The sequence below is a fragment of the Klebsiella sp. Q11 genome (assembly GCF_964241505.1).
Lineage (GTDB): Bacteria > Pseudomonadota > Gammaproteobacteria > Enterobacterales > Enterobacteriaceae > Klebsiella > Klebsiella michiganensis.
This window is the reverse complement of record NZ_CAXSXW010000002.1, coordinates 242,840-264,886: the sequence shown is the minus strand read 5'-3', so window position 1 is coordinate 264,886 and position 22,047 is coordinate 242,840. Positions and strand designations below refer to the sequence as shown.

Sequence of the window (22,047 nt, the reverse complement as noted above, 5' to 3'; positions counted from 1 at the left end):
TTTTTTTCCGACTATTCTTAAGAGGCTCTACATAATTCACCCTCCGCCGTATGAAAGAGAGGAGTTCTCAATGGAATATAAAGATCCTGCATTTGAACTGCTGAGCAACCTTGAACAAATTATTTTTAAAGATCAGGCTCAGGCGGCCTCGCTGACGCGTAAGCCTGCCGCATGCATTGAATTTGACCAGCTACGCAAAGGCACCGGGCTGAAAATAGATGATTTTGCCAACGCCATGGGCGTCAGCGTAGCAATGGTACAAGAGTGGGAATCGAGACGCGTAAGGCCTTCTCCCACAGAGCTTAAGCTGATGCGCCTGATCCAGGCGAATCCGCAGCTTTCAAGACAGCTTATTGATTCATAATTTTAGCGTTTATGGGTTTCGGCTAGCGGTCCTGCCAAAGGACCGTTTTCATGCCAACGAAAAAAAAGTTTGCTATCACAACGTGAACATGCGTTAATGCTCGCAGGTTTGAAGTAAAGACCACAGAGCATTCGAATAGAGCAGTCCTTCAAAGGTTATCCGTTGATACCCCGGTAGTGAACTTTCCCTTTATCGCTTTAAATCTGTAGTCCAGACCGTAACGCCGCAAGGCTCATTTATTTTTTTAAAGGTAATTCACTATGTCCGGTAAAATGACTGGTATCGTAAAATGGTTCAACGCTGACAAAGGCTTTGGCTTCATCACTCCTGACGATGGTTCTAAAGACGTGTTCGTACACTTCTCTGCTATCCAGAACGAAGGCTACAAATCTCTGGACGAAGGTCAGAAAGTTTCCTTCACCATCGAAAGCGGCGCTAAAGGCCCGGCAGCTGGCAACGTAACCAGCCTGTAAGCTTAAAAAGCTCAAAATTATTAAGTCCCTGCCAAACGGCGGGGATTTTTTTATTTGCGCCTTAAGTCACCGCCATCCATCGATGGCGGTTTTTTGCATTTATAGCCTCTCAACGCTCCAGCCCTCTTCCCGCCATGCCAGGCAATGGGTCAGCTTCAGCGCCCGTAAAAAAGCTTCATCATGCGACACCACCAGCATCGCGCCGGGAAACTGTGCCAGCGCTTTTTCAATCGCCAGAGTGGACGCCAGGTCCAGATGGTTAGTGGGCTCATCCAACAGCAGCAGCTGCGTAGCCTCCCGTCGCCAGAGCACGCAGGCCAGCGCCGCTTTTAATCTTTCGCCTCCGCTCAGAACCGATAGCGGTAGATGGACTTTGTCCGCCCCCAGCTGTAGCTGCGCCAGCTGGCTGCGCAGCACACCTTCTTCTAAGGGCGTATCACCGAGATTCAGGTGCGCCATGATGGACAATGACAGGTCCAGCTGGCTCAGATGCTGATCCAGATACGCCGCGTTAACCGATAAGCGGCAGCTTCCTGAGAGCGGCGGCTGTAGGCCCAGCAGCGTTTTAAGCAACGTTGTTTTACCGCAGCCGTTAGGGCCGCGCAGCGCCACGCGCATCGGCCCATCTATACGCCAGTCCAGCGCTGCCATCGGTGAATGGGTCAGCCGCAGCGCGTCCAGCTCCAGCACCTGCTTTCCCGCAGCGACCTGGCTACCGGGCAGAGTAAACATCACCGGGTTGTCTTCCTCTACCCGCTCACGCGCCTGCTCTATCGCATCGTTGAGAATGCTGCTTTGTTCACGATGCTGGCGCTTAAGGGTGCCGGGACGCTCTTTTGCCGCCCCTTTCCAGGCAACACGCTCAAATGAAGCGATATTGAGCGTGTCGATAGTGCGCAACGTCTGCGCCGAGCGGCGCCGGCAGGCATCGTGCTCTTTTTGCATCCGCGCCCGGGTTCGTCGCCTTTCAGTAACCGCATGCTCCAGCGCGGCGCGAGCCGCCTGCTGCTCCAGCTCACGCTGCTGCTGATAATCCGCATAATTGCCGCCGTAGCTGCGCAAAGCCGCGGATGCCAGCTCGAGGATGCGCGGCATTTGGGTCAGTAGCTCCCGATCGTGGCTGGCGATCAACGCCCCTCCGCGCCATTGCTCAAGCTGCTGATATAGCCACGCGCGGCCTTGTCGGTCGAGATGGTTGGTGGGTTCGTCAAGCAGGAGGAAATCCGCGTCGGACAGGAACGCTCCGCACAGCTGCGCCTTCACTCTTTCCCCGCCGCTCAGCGAAGAGGCGAGCCGTCCGGGGGAAAATTCTCCTAAGCCAGCGGCCTGGAATCCTGCATTCAGGCGCTCCGGGAGATCCCAAAAGCCATCAAGACGTTCAAGATCGTCGGCTCGCCCTTCGCCCCGTTCAAGACGAGCCAGAGCAGAAAAAACGAATTCGACGCCAAGCCATTCCGCCAGCGTCGTATCAGGAAACATGACATGCTGCTGAGCAACGTAGCTCACCGAAGCCACACGTTCGATATGGCCGCTCGACGGCGAGTCCAGGCCCGCCAGCAAACGCAATAATCGGGTTTTACCGACGCCATTGCGCCCGACAAGCCCGCAGAGGGTGCCTTCCAGCGATAAATTCAGCGGACCAAAAAGCGTATCTCCCGTCGCTAACTGACAGGTGACCTGATGCAAAAGAAAAGAGGGGGACCGGGCACAATGAGCCATAAGCACTCCTGAATGAAATCAATACCTCCCCTGCTCGCAAATAGCGCGAAGCAAGGCGTGAAATTCATCAGTCGTGTTTGTTCATTTGGCGCGTGCTCTCCGGTGAGACGAGGGATTCGTCGGGCCATAGGATAGCCATACCCCGGTATACATTTCAAGCCTGTTTTTTCGACAGGCCGTGAATCCGGAAAAAAAGCCTCCTGGTTTCAGGAGGCGAAATAATGATTTCATGAAAAAAACAGGGTGCTATAAGAATGCTTAACGCCGTAAGAATGGCGGAGATCGCTCTCCGCCACCGTCTCTTACGTTTTAATCCCACAGGCTAAGAACGCCACCAGCTCAATATTCCCCTGCCTGAGCTGTAATTCACACAGCGAATCACGCACCATCCAGGTAAATAATAAAATAGTGAAGCAAATCACTATTAAGCTAAACAACAGATACTTTTGCGGCATTCCTCGCCTCCGGTGTTGATTTTCAACAGGTAAGAGGCTACTCTTATGGTGTTGATGCATAGGGGAGCCTCACTTTGATTTATCATCAGGTGGGGCTTTTCTCTGTTTGTCTCCCGCTGAACGCCTGAGACAAACAGTCTCAAGCACCCGTCAGCATTCTACCGTAAATATCTGACCAGACTACGTTAGCATATTCCTAAAATAATTCCCGGCAATCAATGAAAATAAAGAAAATATCAATCAGCGAATTATTAATGGTTCACTTACTTATATTTTTAGTATAAAAAAACCTGCCCGCAGGCAGGTTTTTTATTATTACCCATTCACTTACTGCAGCAGGGAAATATCCGCTACCTGCAGGAACAGATCGCGCAGCTTGGACAGCAGCGTCAGTCGGTTTACGCGCACATCCTGGTCTTCTGCGTTCACCATCACGTTCTCGAAGAACTCATCCACCGGCTCGCGCAGGGACGCCAGCTCAATCAGCGCGTCCTGGTAACGCCCTTCGGCGAAGTACGGCTGCAGCTTATCGCGCAGCACGACTAAATTGCCTGCCAGCTTGATTTCAGCCGCTTCTTTCAGTACGGAGGCGTGAACGATATCGTTCAGCGTCACGTCTGATTTCGCCAGAATGTTGGATACACGCTTGTTCGCCGCCGCCAGGGCGGAGGACTCTTCGAGGGTACGGAAGTGGGAAACCGCCTTCATACGCGCATCGAAGTCTGCCGGACGGGTTGGACGACGCGCCAGCACCGCCTGAATCGTGTCGACGGTATAGCCTTCATCCTGATACCAGGCGCGGAAGCGCCCCAGCATGAAGTCGATAACATCGTCAACCACGTTGCCGTTCGTCAGCTTGTCGCCGTACAGATGCACCGCTTCTTCAGTCAGCGTTTGCAGATCCAGATTCAGGTTCTTCTCAACGATGATACGCAGCACGCCCAGCGCGGCACGACGCAGCGCAAACGGGTCTTTATCGCCTTTCGGGTGCTGGCCGATACCGAAGATACCCGCCAGGGTGTCCATCTTATCGGCAATCGCCACGGCGCAGGCCACAGGGTTAGACGGTAGGTCATCGCCGGCAAAACGCGGCTGATACTGCTCGTTCAGGGCAACGGCAACGTCTTCCGCTTCGCCATCATGGCGCGCGTAGTGCATCCCCATCACGCCCTGCGTGTCGGTGAACTCGAAGACCATGTTGGTCATCAGATCGCACTTGGAGAGCAGGCCCGCGCGGGTAGCGTGATTGACGTCCGCGCCAATCTGCTCAGCGATCCAGCCGGCCAGCGCCTGAATACGATCGGTCTTATCGCGCAGCGTACCCAGCTGCTGCTGGAACAGCACGGTTTGCAGACGCGGAAGGTTATCTTCCAGACGTTTTTTACGGTCGGTATTGAAGAAGAACTCAGCGTCCGCCAGACGCGGACGCACCACTTTTTCGTTACCGGAAATAATCTGGGTCGGATCTTTCGATTCGATGTTGGCGACGAAGATAAAATTCGGCAGCAGCTTGCCCGCGTTGTCGTAAACCGGGAAGTACTTCTGGTCCCCTTTCATGGTGTAAACCAGCGCTTCGGCAGGCACCGCAAGGAATTTTTCTTCGAACTTCGCGGTGAGGACCACCGGCCATTCAACCAGTGAAGTCACCTCTTCCAGCAGGCTTTCGCTCAGATCGGCGTTGCCGCCAATTTTACGTGCCGCTTCTTCCGCATCGGCTTTAATTTTGGCTTTACGCTGTTCGTAATCGGCGATGACTTTACCGCGCTCCAGCAGGATCTGCGGATACTGATCGGCATTGTCGATAGTGAACTCCGCCTCACCCATAAAGCGGTGGCCGCGAATAACGCGATCGGACTGCACGCCCAGAATGGTGGCCGGGATCACTTTGTCGCCCAGCAGCAGGGTCACGGTATGAACCGGACGCACGAAGTGGACGTCGGACGCGCCCCAGCGCATCAGTTTCGGGATCGGCAGCTTCGCCAGCGAGGTCGCGATCATGTTCGGCAGCAGCGCTTCGGTGCTCTCGCCTTTCACGTGGGCACGATACAGCAGCCATTCGCCTTTATCGGTCGTCAGACGTTCAGCCTGATCGACGGTGATACCGCAGCCGCGCGCCCAGCCTTCGGCCGCTTTGCTCGGGTGGCCGCTGGCGTCAAACGCCTGGGCAATCGCCGGGCCGCGTTTTTCAACTTCACGGTCTGCCTGCGCAGCCGCCAGATTCGCCACTTTCAGCGCCAGACGGCGCGGTGCGGCAAACCATTCAACTTTACCGTGCGCGAGGCCAGCGTTATCCAGCTCTGCGGTCACGTTCGCAGCAAAGGATTCAGCCAGGCTGCGCAGTGCTTTTGGTGGCAGCTCTTCAGTGCCGATTTCCACCAGGAAAGTTTTCTCAGACATGGCCGCCTCTTATTTATTCTTGTTGCACATCGGGAAGCCCAGGGCTTCACGGGAAGCATAGTAAGCTTCAGCCACTGCTTTGGTCAGGGTGCGAATGCGCAGGATATAGCGCTGACGCTCGGTGACGGAGATGGCTTTACGCGCGTCCAGCAGGTTAAAGCTATGGGCGGCTTTCAGAATGCGCTCGTAGGCAGGCAGCGGCAGCGGGTTTTCCAGCGCCAGCAGCTGCTGGGCTTCTTTCTCATACTGCTCGAAGCAGGAGAACAGGAAGTCCACATCGGCATATTCGAAGTTATAGGTGGATTGCTCCACTTCGTTCTGATGGAACACGTCGCCGTAGGTCGTTTTACCCAGCGGGCCATCGCTCCAGACCAGATCGTAAACGCTGTCGACACCCTGGATATACATCGCCAGACGTTCCAGACCGTAGGTGATCTCGCCGGTGACCGGCTTACACTCCAGACCGCCAACCTGCTGGAAGTAGGTGAACTGCGTGACTTCCATACCGTTCAGCCACACTTCCCAACCCAGACCCCAGGCGCCCAGCGTCGGGTTTTCCCAGTTGTCTTCGACGAAGCGAATGTCGTGGATGGTCGGATCCATACCCAGCTCTTTCAGAGACCCAAGGTACAGCTCCTGGATATTATCCGGAGAGGGTTTTATCACCACCTGGAACTGATAGTAGTGCTGTAAACGGTTCGGGTTTTCACCGTAGCGACCATCGGTCGGACGGCGGGAAGGCTGCACGTAGGCGGTCGCCATCGGCTCGGGACCCAATGCGCGTAAGCAGGTCATCGGGTGAGAGGTGCCTGCGCCGACTTCCATGTCCAGTGGTTGAACAATGGTGCAGCCCTGGCGAGCCCAGTAATCCTGTAAGGTCAGGATCAGGCCCTGGAAGGTCCTGGTATCAAACTTTTGCATATGATTTCGTGCTGGATACGTGTGGATTTAAAGGAAGGAGCCAGTATACCCGCTGGCTGCGAGATATACAGTATGAAACGGGATTGTTTAGGGAAAATTGCGGAAATAAGCGCCACCGTGGGCGCGTTTAGCGCATGGAAAGATGCAAAAACTGTCCGTCCGGGTCAAAAGAACAGATAAAACGTTCATTCCGCGCAGTCTTGCCCGAAAGCTCGTAGCTCCCCTGAAACTGCTCGAAATGGCTGATGTCAACCTGGCGCACGCCTGTACTATAACGAACGGCGGCATTATCCTTGCAAAGCTGCGCCATATTGAGGGTAGCCTGCGGCGTTATCCGTGCTTTCTGCGCCTTCTGCACTGGCGGAGACGGCGTCGCGCTACAGCCCGCCAGCAGGCACAGCAGTAGTCCAGAAAACACATATTTCATCACCATTTTTTCTCGACCGCCTTGTTAGTAAATTGTTATCGTGCAGGTTACGTTAAATAATCGGCACATTGTGCGAATTGGGCCACACCTCGACAAGTCTATGCCGAAAAACTCGGATTATTCCACTGCGATACCAGCGTATAAGGGCGGTCAGACCCTTTCTGAGAAGGAGAAACAGAGGCACTGATGCAGGAAAAAATTCACTGGATTACCCATTTGCGCGGCATTGCCTGCATGATGGTGGTCATGATTCATAGTACCACCTGGTATATCACGCATCCGCATACCATCAGCCTGCTGGAGTGGGATCTCGCCAATATCCTCAACTCGGCATCTCGCGTCAGCGTCCCCCTGTTTTTCATGATTTCAGGCTATCTGTTTTTCGGCGAGCGCAGCGCCCAGCCCCGCCATTTTCGGCGTATCGCGCTGTGCATTCTCTTTTATAGTGCGCTGTCGCTGCTTTATATCACCTTGTTTACCCTCATCAACGTTGAACTGTCGCTGAGAAATTTGCTGCAGAAACCGGTGTTCTACCATCTGTGGTTCTTCTTCGCTATCGTGGTCATTTACCTGCTTTCTCCGCTGGTGCAGGTTAAGCAGGTGAGCGGCAGGATGCTGCTGGCGCTGATGCTGGTGCTGGGTATTCTGGCAAACCCCAATATGGTCCCGGTGAAAGCCGCAGGCGTTGAATGGCTGCCGCTCAATCTCTATATCAACGGCGATACGTTCTACTACGTGATGTACGGCGTATTAGGGCGGGCAATCGGCACGCTGGATACCGATAAAAAATGGCTGACTGCGCTCTGCGCTGGGCTATTCATCACGGGAGTATGGGTAATATCACGCGGCACGCTGCACGAACTGCGCTGGCGCGGCGATTTTGGTGATACCTGGTATTTATACTGCGGCCCCGCGGTTTTTGTCTGCGCGCTCGCCCTGCTGACGCTGGTAAAAAATACGCTCAATACGCGTCAGCTGCCGTTTATTGCGCTTATTGCGCGCCATTCGTTAGGCATTTACGGATTTCATGCGCTGATTATTCACGCGCTGCGCGCCAGCGGACTGGAGCTGACCCGCTGGCCAATGTTGGATATTGCCTGGATATTCAGCGCTGCGCTGCTGGGCAGCCTGGCGCTATCAATGTTGGTACAGCGCATTGACAGCCGCCGGCTGGTGAGCTGAAAAACGGCGCCTGCGGTTCAACGCCGGCGCCGTCGTTTACTCAGCGGGCTCTTCCGTGACTGCGCCGACCTCGCTTAGAGAAGAACGATCCCAGACATCACGTATATTCTTCTGCACCGCCACGGCGCCGAAAAGGCTTAAAAAGAACGCCAGACCATAAAAGCCTTTCTCACTGAGCATCAGCGTTGCGTTCCACAATCCCACCGCCAGCAGACCCACAGCAATCGCAAAGGCGATCAGGCAGGACAAGTAATACATCGTAGTGGTTGGGATCTTTTCGTATTTATCACGCACCGTCTTTTGATAAGAGGCGGCGGAAAAAAGCCCCAGAACCAGTACGGCAAAATAGTAGCCCTTTTCATTGAGCTCCATCTGCGCGTTCCACAGGCCAATCAGATACGTCAGGATGCCGCCAACCAGCGCAATCCATGAGATCAGATGAAACGCGGGTGAATATGTCGTCGCTTTCGTTTCCATTTGTAACTACCTCTCTTCGCTGTCCGCTGACAGCTTATTCCACTGAGTTATTGCGAGCTTTATCCGTGACTTTAGCGGGATAAGGCGTTGCCGACGCGCCGTACATACAGACAAACCACGCCATCACGTAAATACTTTTTTCACGCCACGGAGCCGGGACAAACCAGGCGCCGACCAGCAGCAATCCCGCCGACAGCAGCACCACCAGCCGGCACAGGGAGATAAAATCGCCGTCTCGCTGTGCTTCCTGCGCCGTTCGCTGATGCGTGAGCACAGCAAACATCCCCATGACCAGAACGCCCAGAAAATAGCCTTTACCACTAAATAATGGGCAGGTTCGCCAGATTCCCACCAGATAAACCAGTGCGCCAATAGACATCAACAGCCTTGGAATAAGATTGTTTTTCATGGTGCCTCCCTGGCATAAGACAGGCCCCATTGTGGACTGGCAGGATGCGTTTATCCGTACTTTTCGTCCCTGAAACGACAAATTCGGAATATATAAATACACTCGATAACTACATGAATCTAAAAACATTCAAGAGATGAACTCGCCCCATCGACAGGGGCGAAAGAATCAGGACATCAGCGGTAAAAGCTGCTGATAAATCTGGCGGAAGGTTTCCCGGCGAGGAGCGTAACGAGCAAAGCGCTCGGCATCGGGACGATGAGCCTGTTCCAGCGGGAGCTGAGGAAGTAGATCGGAAAAGGCGATATTTTGATGCAACGCCAGCTGGGCCAGCCGCGCCGCGCCAAGCGCCGGGCCGACGTCACCGCCGGTGCGGAAATCCAGCTGCTGGCCGCTAATATCCGCCAGCATTTGCCGCCAGTAGGCGCTGCGCGCGCCGCCGCCGATAAGCGTGACGCTCTCCGGCTTCACGCCGCAGGCGTGAACCACATCCATACCGTCCGCCAGCGCATAACCGACGCCCTCCAGCACCGCCCGCGCCAGTTCCGCCGGACCATGTTGATGAGTCAGGCCGAAAAAGACGCCTTTGGCCTGCGGATTATTGTGCGGCGTACGTTCACCGGAGAGGTAGGGCAGGAACCAGACCGGATCGGCATCGTCATTCGCCGCTTCCGCCGCCGCAATCAGCGCCGGAACCGTGCCGAGGCCGGTTAATGTCGCCGCCCAATCGAGGCAGGAAGCCGCGCTCAGCATGACCGACATCAGATGCCAGCGCCCGGGCAGCGCGTGGCAGAAACTGTGTACGGCGCTTTCCGGCTTGCTCAGAAAGCCGTCGCTGACGGCAAAGTAGACGCCGGAGGTCCCCAGCGACAGCATCGCCTGGCCCGCATCCGCCATGCCAACACCCACCGCCCCCGCCGCGTTGTCGCCGCCGCCGGCCACCACCAGCGCTTCCGGTATATTCCACGACTGCGCGACGGCCGGGCGCAGCGAACCCGTCACTTCACATCCTTCGAACAGCGCCGGCATGTTATCGCGGCTCAGACCGCAGGCGGCGAGCATCTCATCGCTCCAGTCGCGGCGCGCCACGTCCATCCACATCGTTCCGGCGGCATCGGACATATCGCTGGCAAACTCACCGGTCATGCGCAAACGTAAATAATCTTTTGGCAGCAGGACTTTATCGACCTGTTTGAAGATCTCAGGCTCGTGACGTTGTACCCACAGCAGCTTCGGCGCGGTAAATCCCGGCATCATCAGGTTGCCGGTTATCTGCCGCGAACGGTTGACGTTCTCTTCCAGCAGCGCGCACTCTTCACCGCAGCGGCCATCATTCCATAAAATCGCCGGGCGCAGGACGCGCTGTTGCTTATCCAGCAGCGTCGCGCCGTGCATCTGACCCGCAATACCTAACGCTTTAACTTCGCGCAGCGAGTGCTGCGCGCCCAGCGCTTTCATCGCGCGGTCCGTCGCCAGCCACCAGTGCTCAGGATCTTGTTCAGACCATAAAGGGTGCGGACGCGACACGTTGAGCTTTTCGGTATGCGAAGCCACGACCTCGCCCTGCTCGTTGAGCAGAATAGCCTTAACGCCCGAGGTGCCCAGATCAATCCCGATATACATACAGCCTCTCCTTACTGACGCGCCACGGCTAAGCGTGGCGCGAATAAAGCATCGGTTATCGCCAATGCCCGGGCTCGCCGGGCATCATCGCCCTCATTAGCGATCAAAGAGGTAACGGTTAACCACGTTTTCCAGCAGTTCCTGATGGCCGCTCTGGTGCTCCGGCGCCAGGTTATGCTGAGTGGCATACTGGGCAATGTCCGCAAGGTTCATCTGGCCTTTCAGGATCTGCTGACCCAGCTCACCGTTCCAGCCGGCATAGCGCCTGGCGACGCGTTTATCCAGCTCGCCGTCTTCAATCATACGAGCAGCGACTTTTAACGCCAGCGCCATGGTGTCCATCGCGCCAATGTGGCCGTAGAACAGGTCGTATTTGTCGGTGCTCTGACGACGCACTTTAGCATCAAAGTTCAGGCCGCCGGTGGTGAAGCCTCCCGCTTTCAGGATTTCGTACATCACCAGCGCATTCTCTTCAACGCTGTTCGGGAACTGGTCGGTATCCCAGCCCAGCTGCGGGTCGCCGCGGTTAGCATCAACGGAGCCAAACAGACCCAGAGCAATGGCGGTCGCAATTTCGTGGTGGAAAGTGTGGCCGGCCAGCGTCGCGTGGTTCGCTTCGATGTTCAGTTTGATCTCTTTTTCCAGGCCGAACTGTTTCAGGAAGCCATAGACGGTAGACGCGTCGTAATCGTACTGATGCTTGGTTGGCTCCTGCGGTTTAGGTTCAATCAGCAGCGTGCCCTGGAAGCCGATTTTATGTTTATGCTCCACGACCAGCTGCATAAAGCGGCCAATCTGCTCGCGCTCCTGGCGCAGGTCGGTATTGAGCAGAGTTTCATAGCCTTCGCGGCCGCCCCACAGGACGTAGTTTTCCCCGCCCAGTTTGTGGGTCGCATCCATCGCGGTCACCACCTGAGTGGCCGCCCAACTGAACACTTCCGGATCCGGGTTGGTTGCCGCACCGGCACCGTAACGCGGGTTCGTAAAGCAGTTTGCCGTACCCCACAGCAGCTTGACGCCGCTCTGCTGCTGTTTTTCCGCCAGCACATCCACCATCTGCGCGAAGTTATTGGCATACTCTTTCAACGACGCCCCTTCCGGAGAAACGTCAACGTCGTGGAAGCAGTAGTACGGTACGTTCAGTTTGTGGAAAAACTCAAACGCGACATCGGCTTTGCGTTTCGCCATTTCCAGCGCTTCGCCCGGCTGCTGCCACGGGCGGTTAAAGGAGCCCACGCCGAACATATCAGCGCCGTTCCAGCAGAAGGTGTGCCAGTAGCAGGCCGCAAAGCGCAGGTGCTCTTCCATCCGTTTGCCCAGGACCAGCTCATCCGGATTGTAATGACGGAAAGCCAGTGGGTTAGCGGATTTCGGGCCTTCATAACGAACGCGATCGAGCTGATCAAAATAGGTCTGCATAATGAACTCCATATTCAGGGATGCGGCGAGTAATAAGTCATAAGCCAATATAGAATTCTCTTTTTAGTTTCCTCAATTACGTTATTTCACACTGTGATTGAGAGAATCCACAAACGTGCGCCAGGTCGCAAAAACAATAGAACAACGCCCTCACTTCGCTGCTTACGCCACGAGAGATCAATGAAATACGATGAGAACTAATTATTAAAGTACGATCGCGGTCATAAATTAACAAATAAACAAAATTTCATAACGGCAAAATAAGCATAGATAATTGCCAGCGCTCCTTTCCGCGTTAAAAATCTGCTACGTATCAGGCCGTTTATTTTTATCGTTCGTCTTATCCTGCACTTTACAAAAAAGGTGTTATTATTATGAAGATAAAGAACCTTTGCCTAACGCTCTGTGCTTCACTCCTCCTCACCAGCCTGTCGGGCATTGCGAAAGAAGTCAAAATTGGCATGGCGATTGACGATCTGCGCCTTGAGCGCTGGCAAAAAGATCGCGATATTTTTGTCAATAAAGCTGAATCATTAGGCGCAAAAGTATTCGTCCAGTCAGCCAATGGCAACGAAGAAACGCAAATGTCGCAAATCGAAAATATGATTAATCGCGGCGTCGACGTTCTGGTTATAATTCCCTATAACGGTCAGGTGCTGAGTAATGTGATAAAAGAGGCTAAACAGGAGGGAATAAAAGTTCTCGCCTACGATCGTCTCATCAATAACGCCGACATTGATTTCTATATTTCGTTTAATAATGAGAAAGTTGGCGAAATGCAGGCGCAAAGCCTGGTCAATAAAGTGCCTCAGGGCAACTATTTCTTAATGGGCGGCTCACCGGTAGACAATAACGCCAAGCTTTTCCGCGCCGGCCAAATGAAAGTTCTTAAACCCTATATTGATGAAGGAAAAATTAAGGTCGTCGGCGATCAGTGGGTCGACGGATGGCTGCCAGAAAATGCGTTGAAGATTATGGAAAACGCCCTGACCGCCAACAATAACAAAATTGATGCGGTCGTCGCCTCTAACGATGCCACCGCCGGCGGCGCCATTCAGGCGTTAAGCGCCCAGGGGCTCGCAGGCAAAGTGGCGATTTCCGGCCAGGATGCCGACCTCGCCGGCGTGAAGCGCATTATCGCTGGCACTCAGACGATGACCGTTTACAAACCGATCGCTGACCTTGCCACCACCGCAGCAGAGATCGCCGTCGAACTGGGCAACGATAAACAGCCGAAGGCCGACGCCACGCTCAACAACGGCCTCAAAGATGTGCCGTCCCGGCTGCTGACGCCCATTGAGGTCAATAAAGACAACATTGACCAGACGGTGATCAAAGACGGTTTCCACAAAAAAAGCGAGCTGTAATCTCTGACGCCCTCTCCCGGGGGCGTTGCCCCATCCAGCCGGATATCGCTTATGTGGAGTCTCTATGTCCTGGTTACTCGAAATGAAAAACATTACTAAAACCTTCGGTACGGTGAAGGCGATTGATAATGTCAGTCTGCGGCTTAACGCCGGAGAAGTGGTCTCGCTGTGCGGCGAAAACGGCTCCGGTAAATCCACGCTCATGAAGGTCCTTTGCGGAATATATCCGCACGGTAGCTATGAGGGAGAGATTATTTTTTCCGGGGAAACGTTGCGGCCGGGCCATATACGCGATACCGAGCGCAAAGGGATTGCCATCATTCATCAGGAGCTGGCGCTGGTAAAACATCTGACCGTTCTGGAGAATATTTTTCTCGGCGCGGAGATCTCCCGCCACGGTCTGCTGGATTACGAAACCATGACCTTACGCTGCGAAAAGCTGCTGGCCCAGGTCAATTTAGCCATATCACCCGATACCCGCGTCGGCGATTTGGGCCTTGGCCAGCAGCAGCTGGTCGAAATAGCAAAAGCGCTGAATAAACAGGTACGGTTGTTAATTCTCGACGAACCCACCGCCTCGTTAACGGAACAGGAGACGGCAGTTCTGCTGAATATTATTCGCGATCTGCAAAATCACGGTATTGCCTGTATTTACATTTCCCACAAGCTCAATGAAGTCAAAGCCATCTCCGACACCATCTGCGTGATCCGCGATGGGCAGCATATCGGTACCCGTAACGCTGACGGCATGAACGAAGATGACATTATCACCATGATGGTCGGCCGCGAGCTTACCGCCCTCTATCCGAGCGAAGCCCACAGCTGCGGCGAGGAAATCCTGCGGGTGGAAAACCTGACGGCCTGGCACCCGGTGAATCGCCATATTAAGCGGGTCAATGACGTCTCCTTTTCGCTGCGGCGCGGTGAAATACTGGGGATCGCCGGGCTGGTCGGCGCGGGCCGTACCGAAGCGGTCCAGTGCCTGTTCGGCGTCTGGCCGGGCCGCTGGCAGGGAAAAATCTTTATTGATGGCCAGCAGGTGACGATTCACAGCTGTCAGCAGGCTATTGCGCAGGGCATCGCCATGGTACCGGAAGACAGAAAGAAAGACGGTATTGTGCCGGTCATGGCGGTGGGTAAAAACATCACCCTCGCCGCGTTAAACCAGTTTACCGGTCCGCTGAGCAGCCTTGACGATGCCGGAGAGCAGCACTGTATTCAGCAATCCATCCAGCGTTTGAAGATCAAAACCTCATCGCCGGAGCTGGCGATCGGTCGCCTGAGCGGCGGCAATCAGCAAAAGGCGATCCTCGCCCGCTGCCTGCTGCTGAACCCGCGCATTCTGATACTCGATGAGCCCACCCGCGGCATCGACATCGGCGCCAAGTACGAAATCTACAAGCTGATTAATCAGCTGGTGCAGCAGGGGATCGCCGTCATTGTCATTTCATCCGAACTACCCGAAGTGCTGGGACTAAGCGACCGGGTGCTGGTGATGCATGAAGGTAAATTGAAGGCTAATTTGATCAACCAGGGCCTGACCCAGGAACAGGTGATGGAAGCCGCACTGAGGAGCGAACGCCATGTCGAAGAACACGTCGTCTGAAATGAAACTCACCCCACCTGCCGCTGGCGCGCTATCGGGGCTGAAGGGGATGAACCTCCAGGTATTCGTGATGATCGCCGCTATCGTGGCCATTATGCTGTTTTTCACCTGGACCACCGAAGGCGCTTATCTGAGCGCGCGTAATATCTCCAACCTGCTGCGCCAGACCGCCATTACCGGCATTCTCGCGGTCGGCATGGTGTTTGTGATTATTTCCGCCGAGATCGATCTCTCCGTCGGCTCAATGATGGGGCTGCTCGGCGGCGCAGCGGCAATATTTGATGTCTGGCTGGGCTGGCCGCTACCGCTGACCATTGTGGTCACCCTGGCGCTTGGCCTGCTGCTGGGGGCCTGGAACGGTTGGTGGGTTGCCTATCGTAAAGTCCCCTCGTTTATCGTGACGCTCGCCGGCATGCTGGCATTTCGCGGTATTTTGATAGGCATTACCAACGGGACCACCGTCTCTCCCACCAGCCCGGCGATGTCGCAAATCGGCCAGAGCTATCTGCCTGATGGCATTGGCTTTGGTATCGGCGTGGCGGGCATGGCGGCCTTTATCATCTGGCAGTGGCGCGGCCGTATGCGACGTCAGGCTCTCGGCCTCTCCACGCCCGCCTCCGCTTCAGCCGTTGGCCGCCAGACGATTACCGCCGTTATTGTACTGGGCGCCATCTGGCTGTTAAACGACTATCGCGGCGTCCCGACGCCGGTACTGATTCTCGCCGCGCTGCTGCTGGCGGGCATGTTTATGGCCACCCGTACCGCGTTTGGGCGCCGCATCTACGCCATCGGCGGCAACCTGGAGGCCGCGCGTCTATCCGGCATCAGCGTGGAACGCACCAAGCTGGCGGTGTTCGCTATTAATGGCCTGATGGTGGCGATTGCCGGGTTGATTCTCAGCTCGCGTCTTGGCGCCGGTTCCCCTTCCGCCGGCAACATCGCCGAACTGGACGCCATCGCCGCCTGCGTGATCGGCGGTACCAGCCTCGCCGGCGGCGTCGGCAGCGTCGCGGGCGCGGTCATGGGCGCTTTTATCATGTCCGCGCTGGACAACGGCATGAGCATGATGGACGTCGCCACCTTCTGGCAGTACATCGTTAAAGGGGTCATTTTATTGCTCGCTGTATGGATGGATTCCGCCACGAAACGCCGAAGCTGAGGGCTGTGAAAAAAAATGCCCGAATTATTTGCGCTACCGCCAAACTTAGGCACAAGTAGCTTGAAAAAATCCGGGCATTGGCCGGTATTGTATGGCCTGCAAGAGAGACCAGGAACAACACTATGTTTGAAAAGCGTCACCGTATTACGCTGTTATTCAATGCCAACAAAGCCTACGATCGCCAGGTCGTTGAGGGCGTCGGCGAATATTTACAAGCATCGCAACTGGAATGGGATATCTTCATTGAGGAAGATTTTCGGGCACGAATTGAAAACATCAAAGAGTGGTTAGGCGACGGCGTTATTGCCGATTACGACGACCCGGAAATTGAAAACCTGCTGATCGACGTGAATGTTCCGATTGTCGGCGTCGGCGGCTCCTTCCACCGCCCGGAGTGCTATCCGCCGGTTCACTATATCGCCACCGACAACGCCGCGCTGGTTGAGAGCGCCTTCCTGCATCTGAAGGAAAAAGGCATTAACCGCTTCGCCTTTTACGGCCTGCCCGCTTCCAGCTGTAAAGGCTGGGCCGCCGAGCGCGAACACGCGTTTTGCCAGCTGGTCGCCAGAGAGAAATATCGCGGCGTGGTCTATCAGGGGCTCGAGACGGCGCCGGAAAACTGGCAGCACGCGCAAAACCGCCTCGCCGACTGGCTGCAAACCCTACCGCCGCAAACCGGCATCATCGCCGTTACCGACGCCCGCGCGCGCCACGTATTACAGGCCTGCGAGCGGCTGCATATCCCCGTCCCGGAAAAGCTGTGCGTTATCGGCATAGATAACGAAGAGCTTACCCGCTACCTGTCGCGCGTGGCGCTCTCCTCCGTTGCGCAGGGCACCCGTCAGATGGGCTACCAGGCGGCAAAGCTGCTGCATCGCCTGCTGGAGAATGAAGAGCTGCCGCTTCAGCGTCAGCTTATCCCGCCGATGCGCGTGGTAGAACGCCGCTCCACCGACTACCGTTCGCTCACCGACCCTTCGGTCATTCAGGCGATGCACTATATCCGTAACCACGCCTGTAAAGGGATTAAAGTTGAGCAGGTGCTGGACGCCGTAGGGATTTCCCGCTCGAATCTGGAAAAGCGCTTCAAAGAGGAAGTCGGCGAAACCATTCATACGGTGATCCACAGCGAGAAGCTGGAAAAAGCGCGCAGTCTGCTGGTATCAACCACCCTATCGATTAACGAAATCTCCCAGATGTGCGGCTATCCATCGCTGCAGTATTTCTATTCGGTGTTTAAGAAAGAGTACGACGTGACGCCGAAGGAGTACCGCGACCGGCACAGCGAAGTCATGATGTAGCGCGCAAAGAAAAATGCCCGGGCTTACGCACCGGGCATCAATGATGACATGTAAGAGCAATTACATGTGCGCGGCTATCAACCGCTGGTTATCCTGATACATCGCGAAGAGATAGTTGTTATAGCTCGACCCTTTGGTCGAATAGCCCTTCAGCTTATGAATCATCGTGCTGGCGGTCACTTCCTGATCGGCTTTACGCAGCTGCGCACGCGATTTACGGAACGACGAGTAGGCCGGATGCGTATTCAGATTTCGGACATAGGCCTGAACGGACTCTTCCACCGAATCAAACTGGGAGTAGCCCTTCACCGCACCGCGGCAGTTTCCACCGCCACACTTCATACCAAATAAATTGTTGTTCACCCGCGCCAGCTTTGACGTTCCCCAGCCGCTTTCCGCCGCTGCCATGGTAGCGACCATGCTATTCGGGATAATGTCGACGCGCTCAAGCAGCGAGTTCCATGGAATATGGCGAGTATTGCCGGACCACTTCACTTTATAACGAGAGGCGATCTCTTTCAGCCGCGTACGCTCGCTCGGCGACCAGCGCGCATCGTACTGCTTGGAAACAAGCCAGTTACGATCGGCGGTAATCACCTGATTCTGTTTCGTAATGTAAGGCATTACCGTCCGGAGAAACGCTTTTTTCCTTGGTGTCCCGGAAGGGTATTTTCGCAAATCAGGAAGTGAACTGCTCTTTACACTATTGCGAGAATACTCTTGTTTACTGCTTACCTTGCTTACTTTAACGGTGCTTTTCTTCTTAACTATTGGGGCTTTATGACTCGTTGTTGCTGTGTGTGTTGTTGCCAGCACACTACCTGAAAATATGCAGGTAAGTAACATGAGTATCGCGGCCCCATATCGTCGAATGGGAGTCGATATCATTAGGTCTCCTGGTCGGATGCAATCATTCCAACGCCTTGTTTTTCACAAAAAATCGATAGTTGAATCGCGAATAGTATCAAAAATACCCAGATGACGCACCCACAGAAATAGTCCAATTCCGAAAAGCTGTCATCTGAAATCGGTTTCCGCCCCATGACAACAGTACAAAAATGCGACAACCCTCGCATTTTTTGCTTGTTTTTTGAACGCGATCACTCACCCTTTTTCATCCTCCCTGGAAAAGCGCCGGTGGGATGAGTTCATTAGACAGCCAGACGCGCAAACTGAACAAAAAACCGCACACAGGACTCCGGAATGAAACTCGCTGCGCTTGCGTCGCTGCTGTTGCCTGGGATGGCCTTCGCCGCCTGGACTACCGCAGATTTCCCCGCCTTTACCGAAGAAGGCACCGGCAGATTTATCAGTCAAAACGAGGTAGCAAAGGGTACGCGCCCTCTGCGGATTAATTTTGACCAACAGTGCTGGCAGCCTGCCGGTGCGATCAAGCTCAACCAGATGCTGTCTATGGAACCTTGCCGCGATCCGGCGCCGCAGTGGCGCGTATTCCGCGATGGCCGCTATACCCTGGAAGTCGATACCCGTTCAGGTACGCCAACCATGATGGTCTCTCTGGAGGAGAAACAGACCGCCGCCGCCGCGCCGCAGATGAAGCAGTGTCCGAAATGGGATGGCAAGCCGCTTACCATTGACGTCAGCAAATCCTTCGCCGAAGGCAGTAAAGTTCGCGATTTCTATAGCGGTAATATCGCGACCGTCAGCGGCGGTAAAGTTACCCTCCAGCCGGCGTTTAACAGCAATGGTCTGCTGCTGCTTGAACGCGCGGAGACGGAAGCCGCCGCGCCGTTCAACTGGCATAACGCCACCGTCTATTTCGTGCTGACCGATCGCTTTGTCAACGGCAACCCGGCCAACGACAATAGCTATGGCCGCCACAAAGACGGCATGCAGGAAATTGGCACCTTCCACGGCGGCGACCTGCAGGGCCTGACCAGCAAACTGGATTACATCCAGCAGCTCGGCGTTAACGCGCTCTGGATCAGTTCACCGCTGGAACAAATCCACGGCTGGGTCGGCGGCGGTACGAAAGGCGATTTCCCGCACTACGCCTATCACGGCTATTACACCCAGGACTGGACGAAGCTGGATGCCAATATGGGAACGGAAGACGATCTGCGCCGCCTCGTCGATGAGGCCCACAAGCGCGGGATCCGCATTCTGTTCGACGTGGTGATGAACCATACCGGCTACGCGACCCTGGCCGATATGCAGGAGTTTCAGTTTGGCTCGCTGTACATCCAGGGCGATGAGCTGAAAAAGACCCTCGGAGAGCGCTGGACCGACTGGAAGCCCCGCGCGGGACAAAGCTGGCACAGCTTTAACGACTACATTAACTTCAGCGACAAAGCCGGTTGGGAAAAATGGTGGGGTAAAAAGTGGATCCGCACCGATATTGGCGATTACGACAACCCCGGATTTGATGACCTGACGATGTCGCTGGCCTTCCTGCCGGATCTGAAAACCGAATCCACGGCGCCATCCGGCCTGCCAAACTTCTATCGCCATAAGCCGGATACCGCGGCCAAAGCAATCCCCGGCTATACGCCGCGCGATTATCTGACCCACTGGCTGAGCCAATGGGTGCGCGACTACGGCATCGACGGCTTCCGCGTCGATACCGCCAAGCACGTCGAGCAGGCCGCCTGGCTGCAGTTAAAAACCCAGGCCACTGAAGCGCTGGCGGAATGGAAAAAAACCAATCCGGATAAAGCGCTGGATAACGCGCCGTTCTGGATGACCGGCGAGGCCTGGGGCCACGGCGTGATGCAGAGCGACTACTATCGCCACGGTTTTGACGCAATGCTGAATTTTGATTATCAGGATCAGGCGGCGAAAGCGACCAGCTGCCTGGCGAATATCGACCTGACCTGGCAACATATGGCGGAGAAGCTTCAGGATTTCAATGTGTTAAGCTATCTCTCCTCGCACGATACCAGCCTGTTCCGCGAAGGCGGCAGCACGGCGGCGGAATTGCTGCTGCTCGCACCTGGCGCAGTGCAGATCTTCTACGGCGATGAATCCTCGCGGCCGTTCGGCCCGACCGGCTCCGATCCGCTTCAGGGGACGCGCTCAGATATGAACTGGCAGGACGTCAGCGGCAAAGCCGCGCGCAGCGTGACCCACTGGGAGAAACTGGGCCAGTTCCGCGCCCGTCATCCGGCGATTGGCATGGGTAAACAAACCACCCTATCGATGGCGAAAGGCTACGGCTTTATTCGCGAGAATGGCGATGACAAAGTGATGGTGGTATGGGCTGGTCAGCAGTAGCCTTCTGACCCAAGGCTCCCCTGACACTCGGGGGAGCCACTTCAGAACAAAAATCCAAAATATCTTAATTTAGCAGCATAAAAACAAAATATCTCACTGATACCTCGATTTGCACCCTGTCTGCGCTGGCGTTATGGTTACCCACTTTCCTGGAATACCGACAGACTAATCGCGATGACATTTTCACTTTTTGGCGACAAATTTACCCGTCATTCGGGCATCACCCGCTTGATGGAAGACCTCAATGACGGCCTGCGTACCCCGGGCGCCATCATGCTGGGCGGCGGCAATCCCGCGCAGATTCCGGAAATGAATGATTACTTCCATAGCCTGCTGGCCGACATGCTGAACAGCGGCAAAGCCCTTGATGCGCTTTGTAATTATGACGGTCCGCAGGGTAAAAGCGAGCTGCTGGCCCTGCTGGCGCAGATGCTGCGTGATGAACTGGGTTGGGAGATCGAACCACAGAATATTGCACTGACAAATGGCAGTCAGAGCGCGTTTTTCTACTTGTTTAACCTCTTCGCAGGCCGTCGCGCGGATGGAACCACCCGTAAAGTGCTGTTTCCGTTGACGCCCGAGTACATCGGCTACGCCGATGCCGGCCTTGAAGAAGATCTGTTTGTCGCCACTCGCCCAAACATTGAACTGCTGCCGGAAGGCCAGTTTAAATACCACGTGGATTTCGAACATTTGCAGGTCACGGACGAGACGGGAATGATCTGCGTTTCCCGCCCCACCAACCCAACGGGCAACGTGATCACCGACGATGAGCTGATCAAGCTGGATGCGCTGGCCAACCAGCACGGCATCCCGTTGGTGATTGATAACGCCTACGGCGTTCCGTTCCCGGGGATTATTTTCAGCGACGCCAGGCCGCTGTGGAATCCGAATATCGTGCTGTGCATGAGCCTCTCCAAGCTGGGCCTGCCGGGTAGTCGCTGCGGGATTATCATCGCTAACGAAAAAATCATCACCGCCATCAGCAATATGAACGGCATTATCAGCCTCGCCCCCGGCGGAATGGGGCCGGCCATGATGTGCGAGATGATTAAACGCAACGATCTTCTGCGCCTGTCGGAAACGGTGATTAAGCCGTTCTACTACCAGCGCGTTCAGGAGACTATCGCCATTATTCGTCGCTATTTGCCGGAAGATCGCTGCCTGATTCATAAACCGGAAGGCGCGATTTTTCTCTGGCTATGGTTTAAGGATCTGCCGATTTCTACCGAGCTGCTGTACCAGCGCCTGAAAAAGCGCGGCGTTCTGATGGTGCCGGGCGACTATTTCTTCCCTGGCCTGGATAAGCCGTGGCCGCACACGCATCAGTGCATGCGCATGAACTATGTGCCGGACCCGGAGAAGATTGAAGCAGGCGTGAAGATTCTCGCCGAAGAAGTTGAACGCGCATGGGGTGAACAGGACGCGTAAACGAGCGCCAGGATCCTGAATAATCCAGATATATTCCCGGCTCGCGCTGCGCTCAGCCGGGCTACAGGCTTCCAGCGATCTGC

At 55.2% G+C, this 22,047-nt stretch carries 19 protein-coding genes; 9 read left to right on the top strand and 10 right to left on the bottom strand.

Features of this window, described 5'->3' with window-relative positions:
* The first annotated feature begins 70 nt into the window (after nt 1–70).
* Both ACESQ2_RS03670 and cspA read left to right on the top strand, forming a co-directional pair.
* Nucleotides 71–364, top strand: coding sequence for an HTH-type transcriptional regulator (locus tag ACESQ2_RS03670; RefSeq protein WP_004106774.1), 294 nt, complete (start codon nt 71–73; stop codon nt 362–364).
* Nucleotides 365–624: 260 nt separating this feature from the next.
* Nucleotides 625–837, top strand: a complete 213-nt coding sequence (cspA, locus tag ACESQ2_RS03665) for an RNA chaperone/antiterminator CspA (protein WP_004126446.1) — start codon at nt 625–627, stop codon at nt 835–837.
* A gap of 99 nt (nt 838–936) precedes the next feature.
* On the opposite strand, the gene ACESQ2_RS03660 is transcribed toward cspA, so the two are convergent.
* From ACESQ2_RS03660 to ACESQ2_RS03640, 5 genes are all read right to left on the bottom strand, one after another.
* On the bottom strand, nt 937–2,556 hold the full coding sequence (locus tag ACESQ2_RS03660) for an ATP-binding cassette domain-containing protein (RefSeq protein WP_014227198.1): 1,620 nt from the start codon (nt 2,554–2,556) through the stop codon (nt 937–939).
* A 302-nt stretch (nt 2,557–2,858) separates the two neighbouring features.
* Entirely contained in the window at nt 2,859–3,011 is a 153-nt protein-coding gene (hokA, locus tag ACESQ2_RS03655; protein WP_004106778.1) for a type I toxin-antitoxin system toxin HokA, read from the bottom strand.
* A gap of 327 nt (nt 3,012–3,338) precedes the next feature.
* Nucleotides 3,339–5,408: a glycine--tRNA ligase subunit beta gene (gene glyS, locus ACESQ2_RS03650; RefSeq protein WP_373170162.1), complete on the bottom strand. Its 2,070-nt coding sequence runs from the start codon at nt 5,406–5,408 to the stop codon at nt 3,339–3,341.
* Nucleotides 5,409–5,417: 9 nt separating this feature from the next.
* The gene (gene glyQ, locus ACESQ2_RS03645) at nt 5,418–6,329 is read right to left on the bottom strand and encodes a glycine--tRNA ligase subunit alpha (RefSeq protein WP_004126458.1); all 912 of its coding nucleotides are present in this window, start codon (nt 6,327–6,329) and stop codon (nt 5,418–5,420) included.
* A gap of 127 nt (nt 6,330–6,456) precedes the next feature.
* Entirely contained in the window at nt 6,457–6,762 is a 306-nt protein-coding gene (locus tag ACESQ2_RS03640; protein WP_014227200.1) for a YsaB family lipoprotein, read from the bottom strand.
* A 180-nt stretch (nt 6,763–6,942) separates the two neighbouring features.
* Between ACESQ2_RS03640 and ACESQ2_RS03635 the strand changes: the two genes are divergently transcribed.
* Entirely contained in the window at nt 6,943–7,938 is a 996-nt protein-coding gene (locus ACESQ2_RS03635) for an acyltransferase (RefSeq protein ID WP_224259888.1), read from the top strand.
* 36 nt (nt 7,939–7,974) lie between these two features.
* Here ACESQ2_RS03635 and yiaA read toward each other — a convergent pair whose 3' ends face one another.
* The 4 genes from yiaA to xylA all read right to left on the bottom strand — a co-directional run bounded on the left by yiaA (nt 7,975) and on the right by xylA (nt 11,866).
* Nucleotides 7,975–8,415 carry an inner membrane protein YiaA gene (gene yiaA / locus ACESQ2_RS03630; protein ID WP_032751661.1) on the bottom strand — a complete coding sequence of 147 codons (441 nt, stop codon included), beginning with the start codon at nt 8,413–8,415 and terminating at the stop codon, nt 7,975–7,977.
* 34 nt (nt 8,416–8,449) lie between these two features.
* A complete protein-coding gene (gene yiaB, locus ACESQ2_RS03625; RefSeq protein ID WP_046876784.1) occupies nt 8,450–8,824 on the bottom strand; it encodes an inner membrane protein YiaB in 375 nt (124 codons plus the stop codon).
* A 168-nt stretch (nt 8,825–8,992) separates the two neighbouring features.
* Nucleotides 8,993–10,447: a xylulokinase gene (xylB, locus tag ACESQ2_RS03620; protein ID WP_038423837.1), complete on the bottom strand. Its 1,455-nt coding sequence runs from the start codon at nt 10,445–10,447 to the stop codon at nt 8,993–8,995.
* 96 nt (nt 10,448–10,543) lie between these two features.
* Complete coding sequence (xylA, locus tag ACESQ2_RS03615; protein WP_025106783.1) at nt 10,544–11,866, bottom strand: xylose isomerase; 1,323 nt, start codon at nt 11,864–11,866, stop codon at nt 10,544–10,546.
* A gap of 374 nt (nt 11,867–12,240) precedes the next feature.
* Here xylA and xylF point away from each other — a divergent pair, with 374 nt between their 5' ends.
* The 4 genes from xylF (at nt 12,241) to xylR (ending at nt 17,299) form a co-directional block, all read left to right on the top strand.
* Complete coding sequence (gene xylF / locus ACESQ2_RS03610; RefSeq protein WP_014227205.1) at nt 12,241–13,233, top strand: D-xylose ABC transporter substrate-binding protein; 993 nt, start codon at nt 12,241–12,243, stop codon at nt 13,231–13,233.
* Nucleotides 13,234–13,297: 64 nt separating this feature from the next.
* Nucleotides 13,298–14,839 (top strand): xylose ABC transporter ATP-binding protein, encoded by a 1,542-nt coding sequence (locus ACESQ2_RS03605; protein WP_046876786.1) that lies wholly within the window; start codon nt 13,298–13,300, stop codon nt 14,837–14,839.
* The gene (xylH, locus tag ACESQ2_RS03600) at nt 14,817–15,998 is read left to right on the top strand and encodes a xylose ABC transporter permease XylH (protein WP_032751665.1); all 1,182 of its coding nucleotides are present in this window, start codon (nt 14,817–14,819) and stop codon (nt 15,996–15,998) included. The genes ACESQ2_RS03605 and xylH overlap by 23 nt, the downstream gene beginning before the upstream one ends.
* A 122-nt stretch (nt 15,999–16,120) precedes the next feature.
* Nucleotides 16,121–17,299, top strand: a complete 1,179-nt coding sequence (gene xylR, locus ACESQ2_RS03595) for a D-xylose utilization transcriptional activator XylR (RefSeq protein WP_004126484.1) — start codon at nt 16,121–16,123, stop codon at nt 17,297–17,299.
* Between the two features lie 60 nt (nt 17,300–17,359).
* Here the strand turns inward: xylR and ACESQ2_RS03590 are convergent, their stop codons facing one another.
* Nucleotides 17,360–18,187, bottom strand: a complete 828-nt coding sequence (locus ACESQ2_RS03590; protein ID WP_071530269.1) for a protein bax — start codon at nt 18,185–18,187, stop codon at nt 17,360–17,362.
* Between the two features lie 315 nt (nt 18,188–18,502).
* On the opposite strand from ACESQ2_RS03590, the gene ACESQ2_RS03585 reads away from it, so the two are divergent.
* Both ACESQ2_RS03585 and avtA read left to right on the top strand, forming a co-directional pair.
* Nucleotides 18,503–20,533: an alpha-amylase gene (locus ACESQ2_RS03585; protein WP_038423844.1), complete on the top strand. Its 2,031-nt coding sequence runs from the start codon at nt 18,503–18,505 to the stop codon at nt 20,531–20,533.
* Between the two features lie 174 nt (nt 20,534–20,707).
* Entirely contained in the window at nt 20,708–21,964 is a 1,257-nt protein-coding gene (avtA, locus tag ACESQ2_RS03580) for a valine--pyruvate transaminase (RefSeq protein WP_014227211.1), read from the top strand.
* Nucleotides 21,965–22,047: the final 83 nt, after the last annotated feature.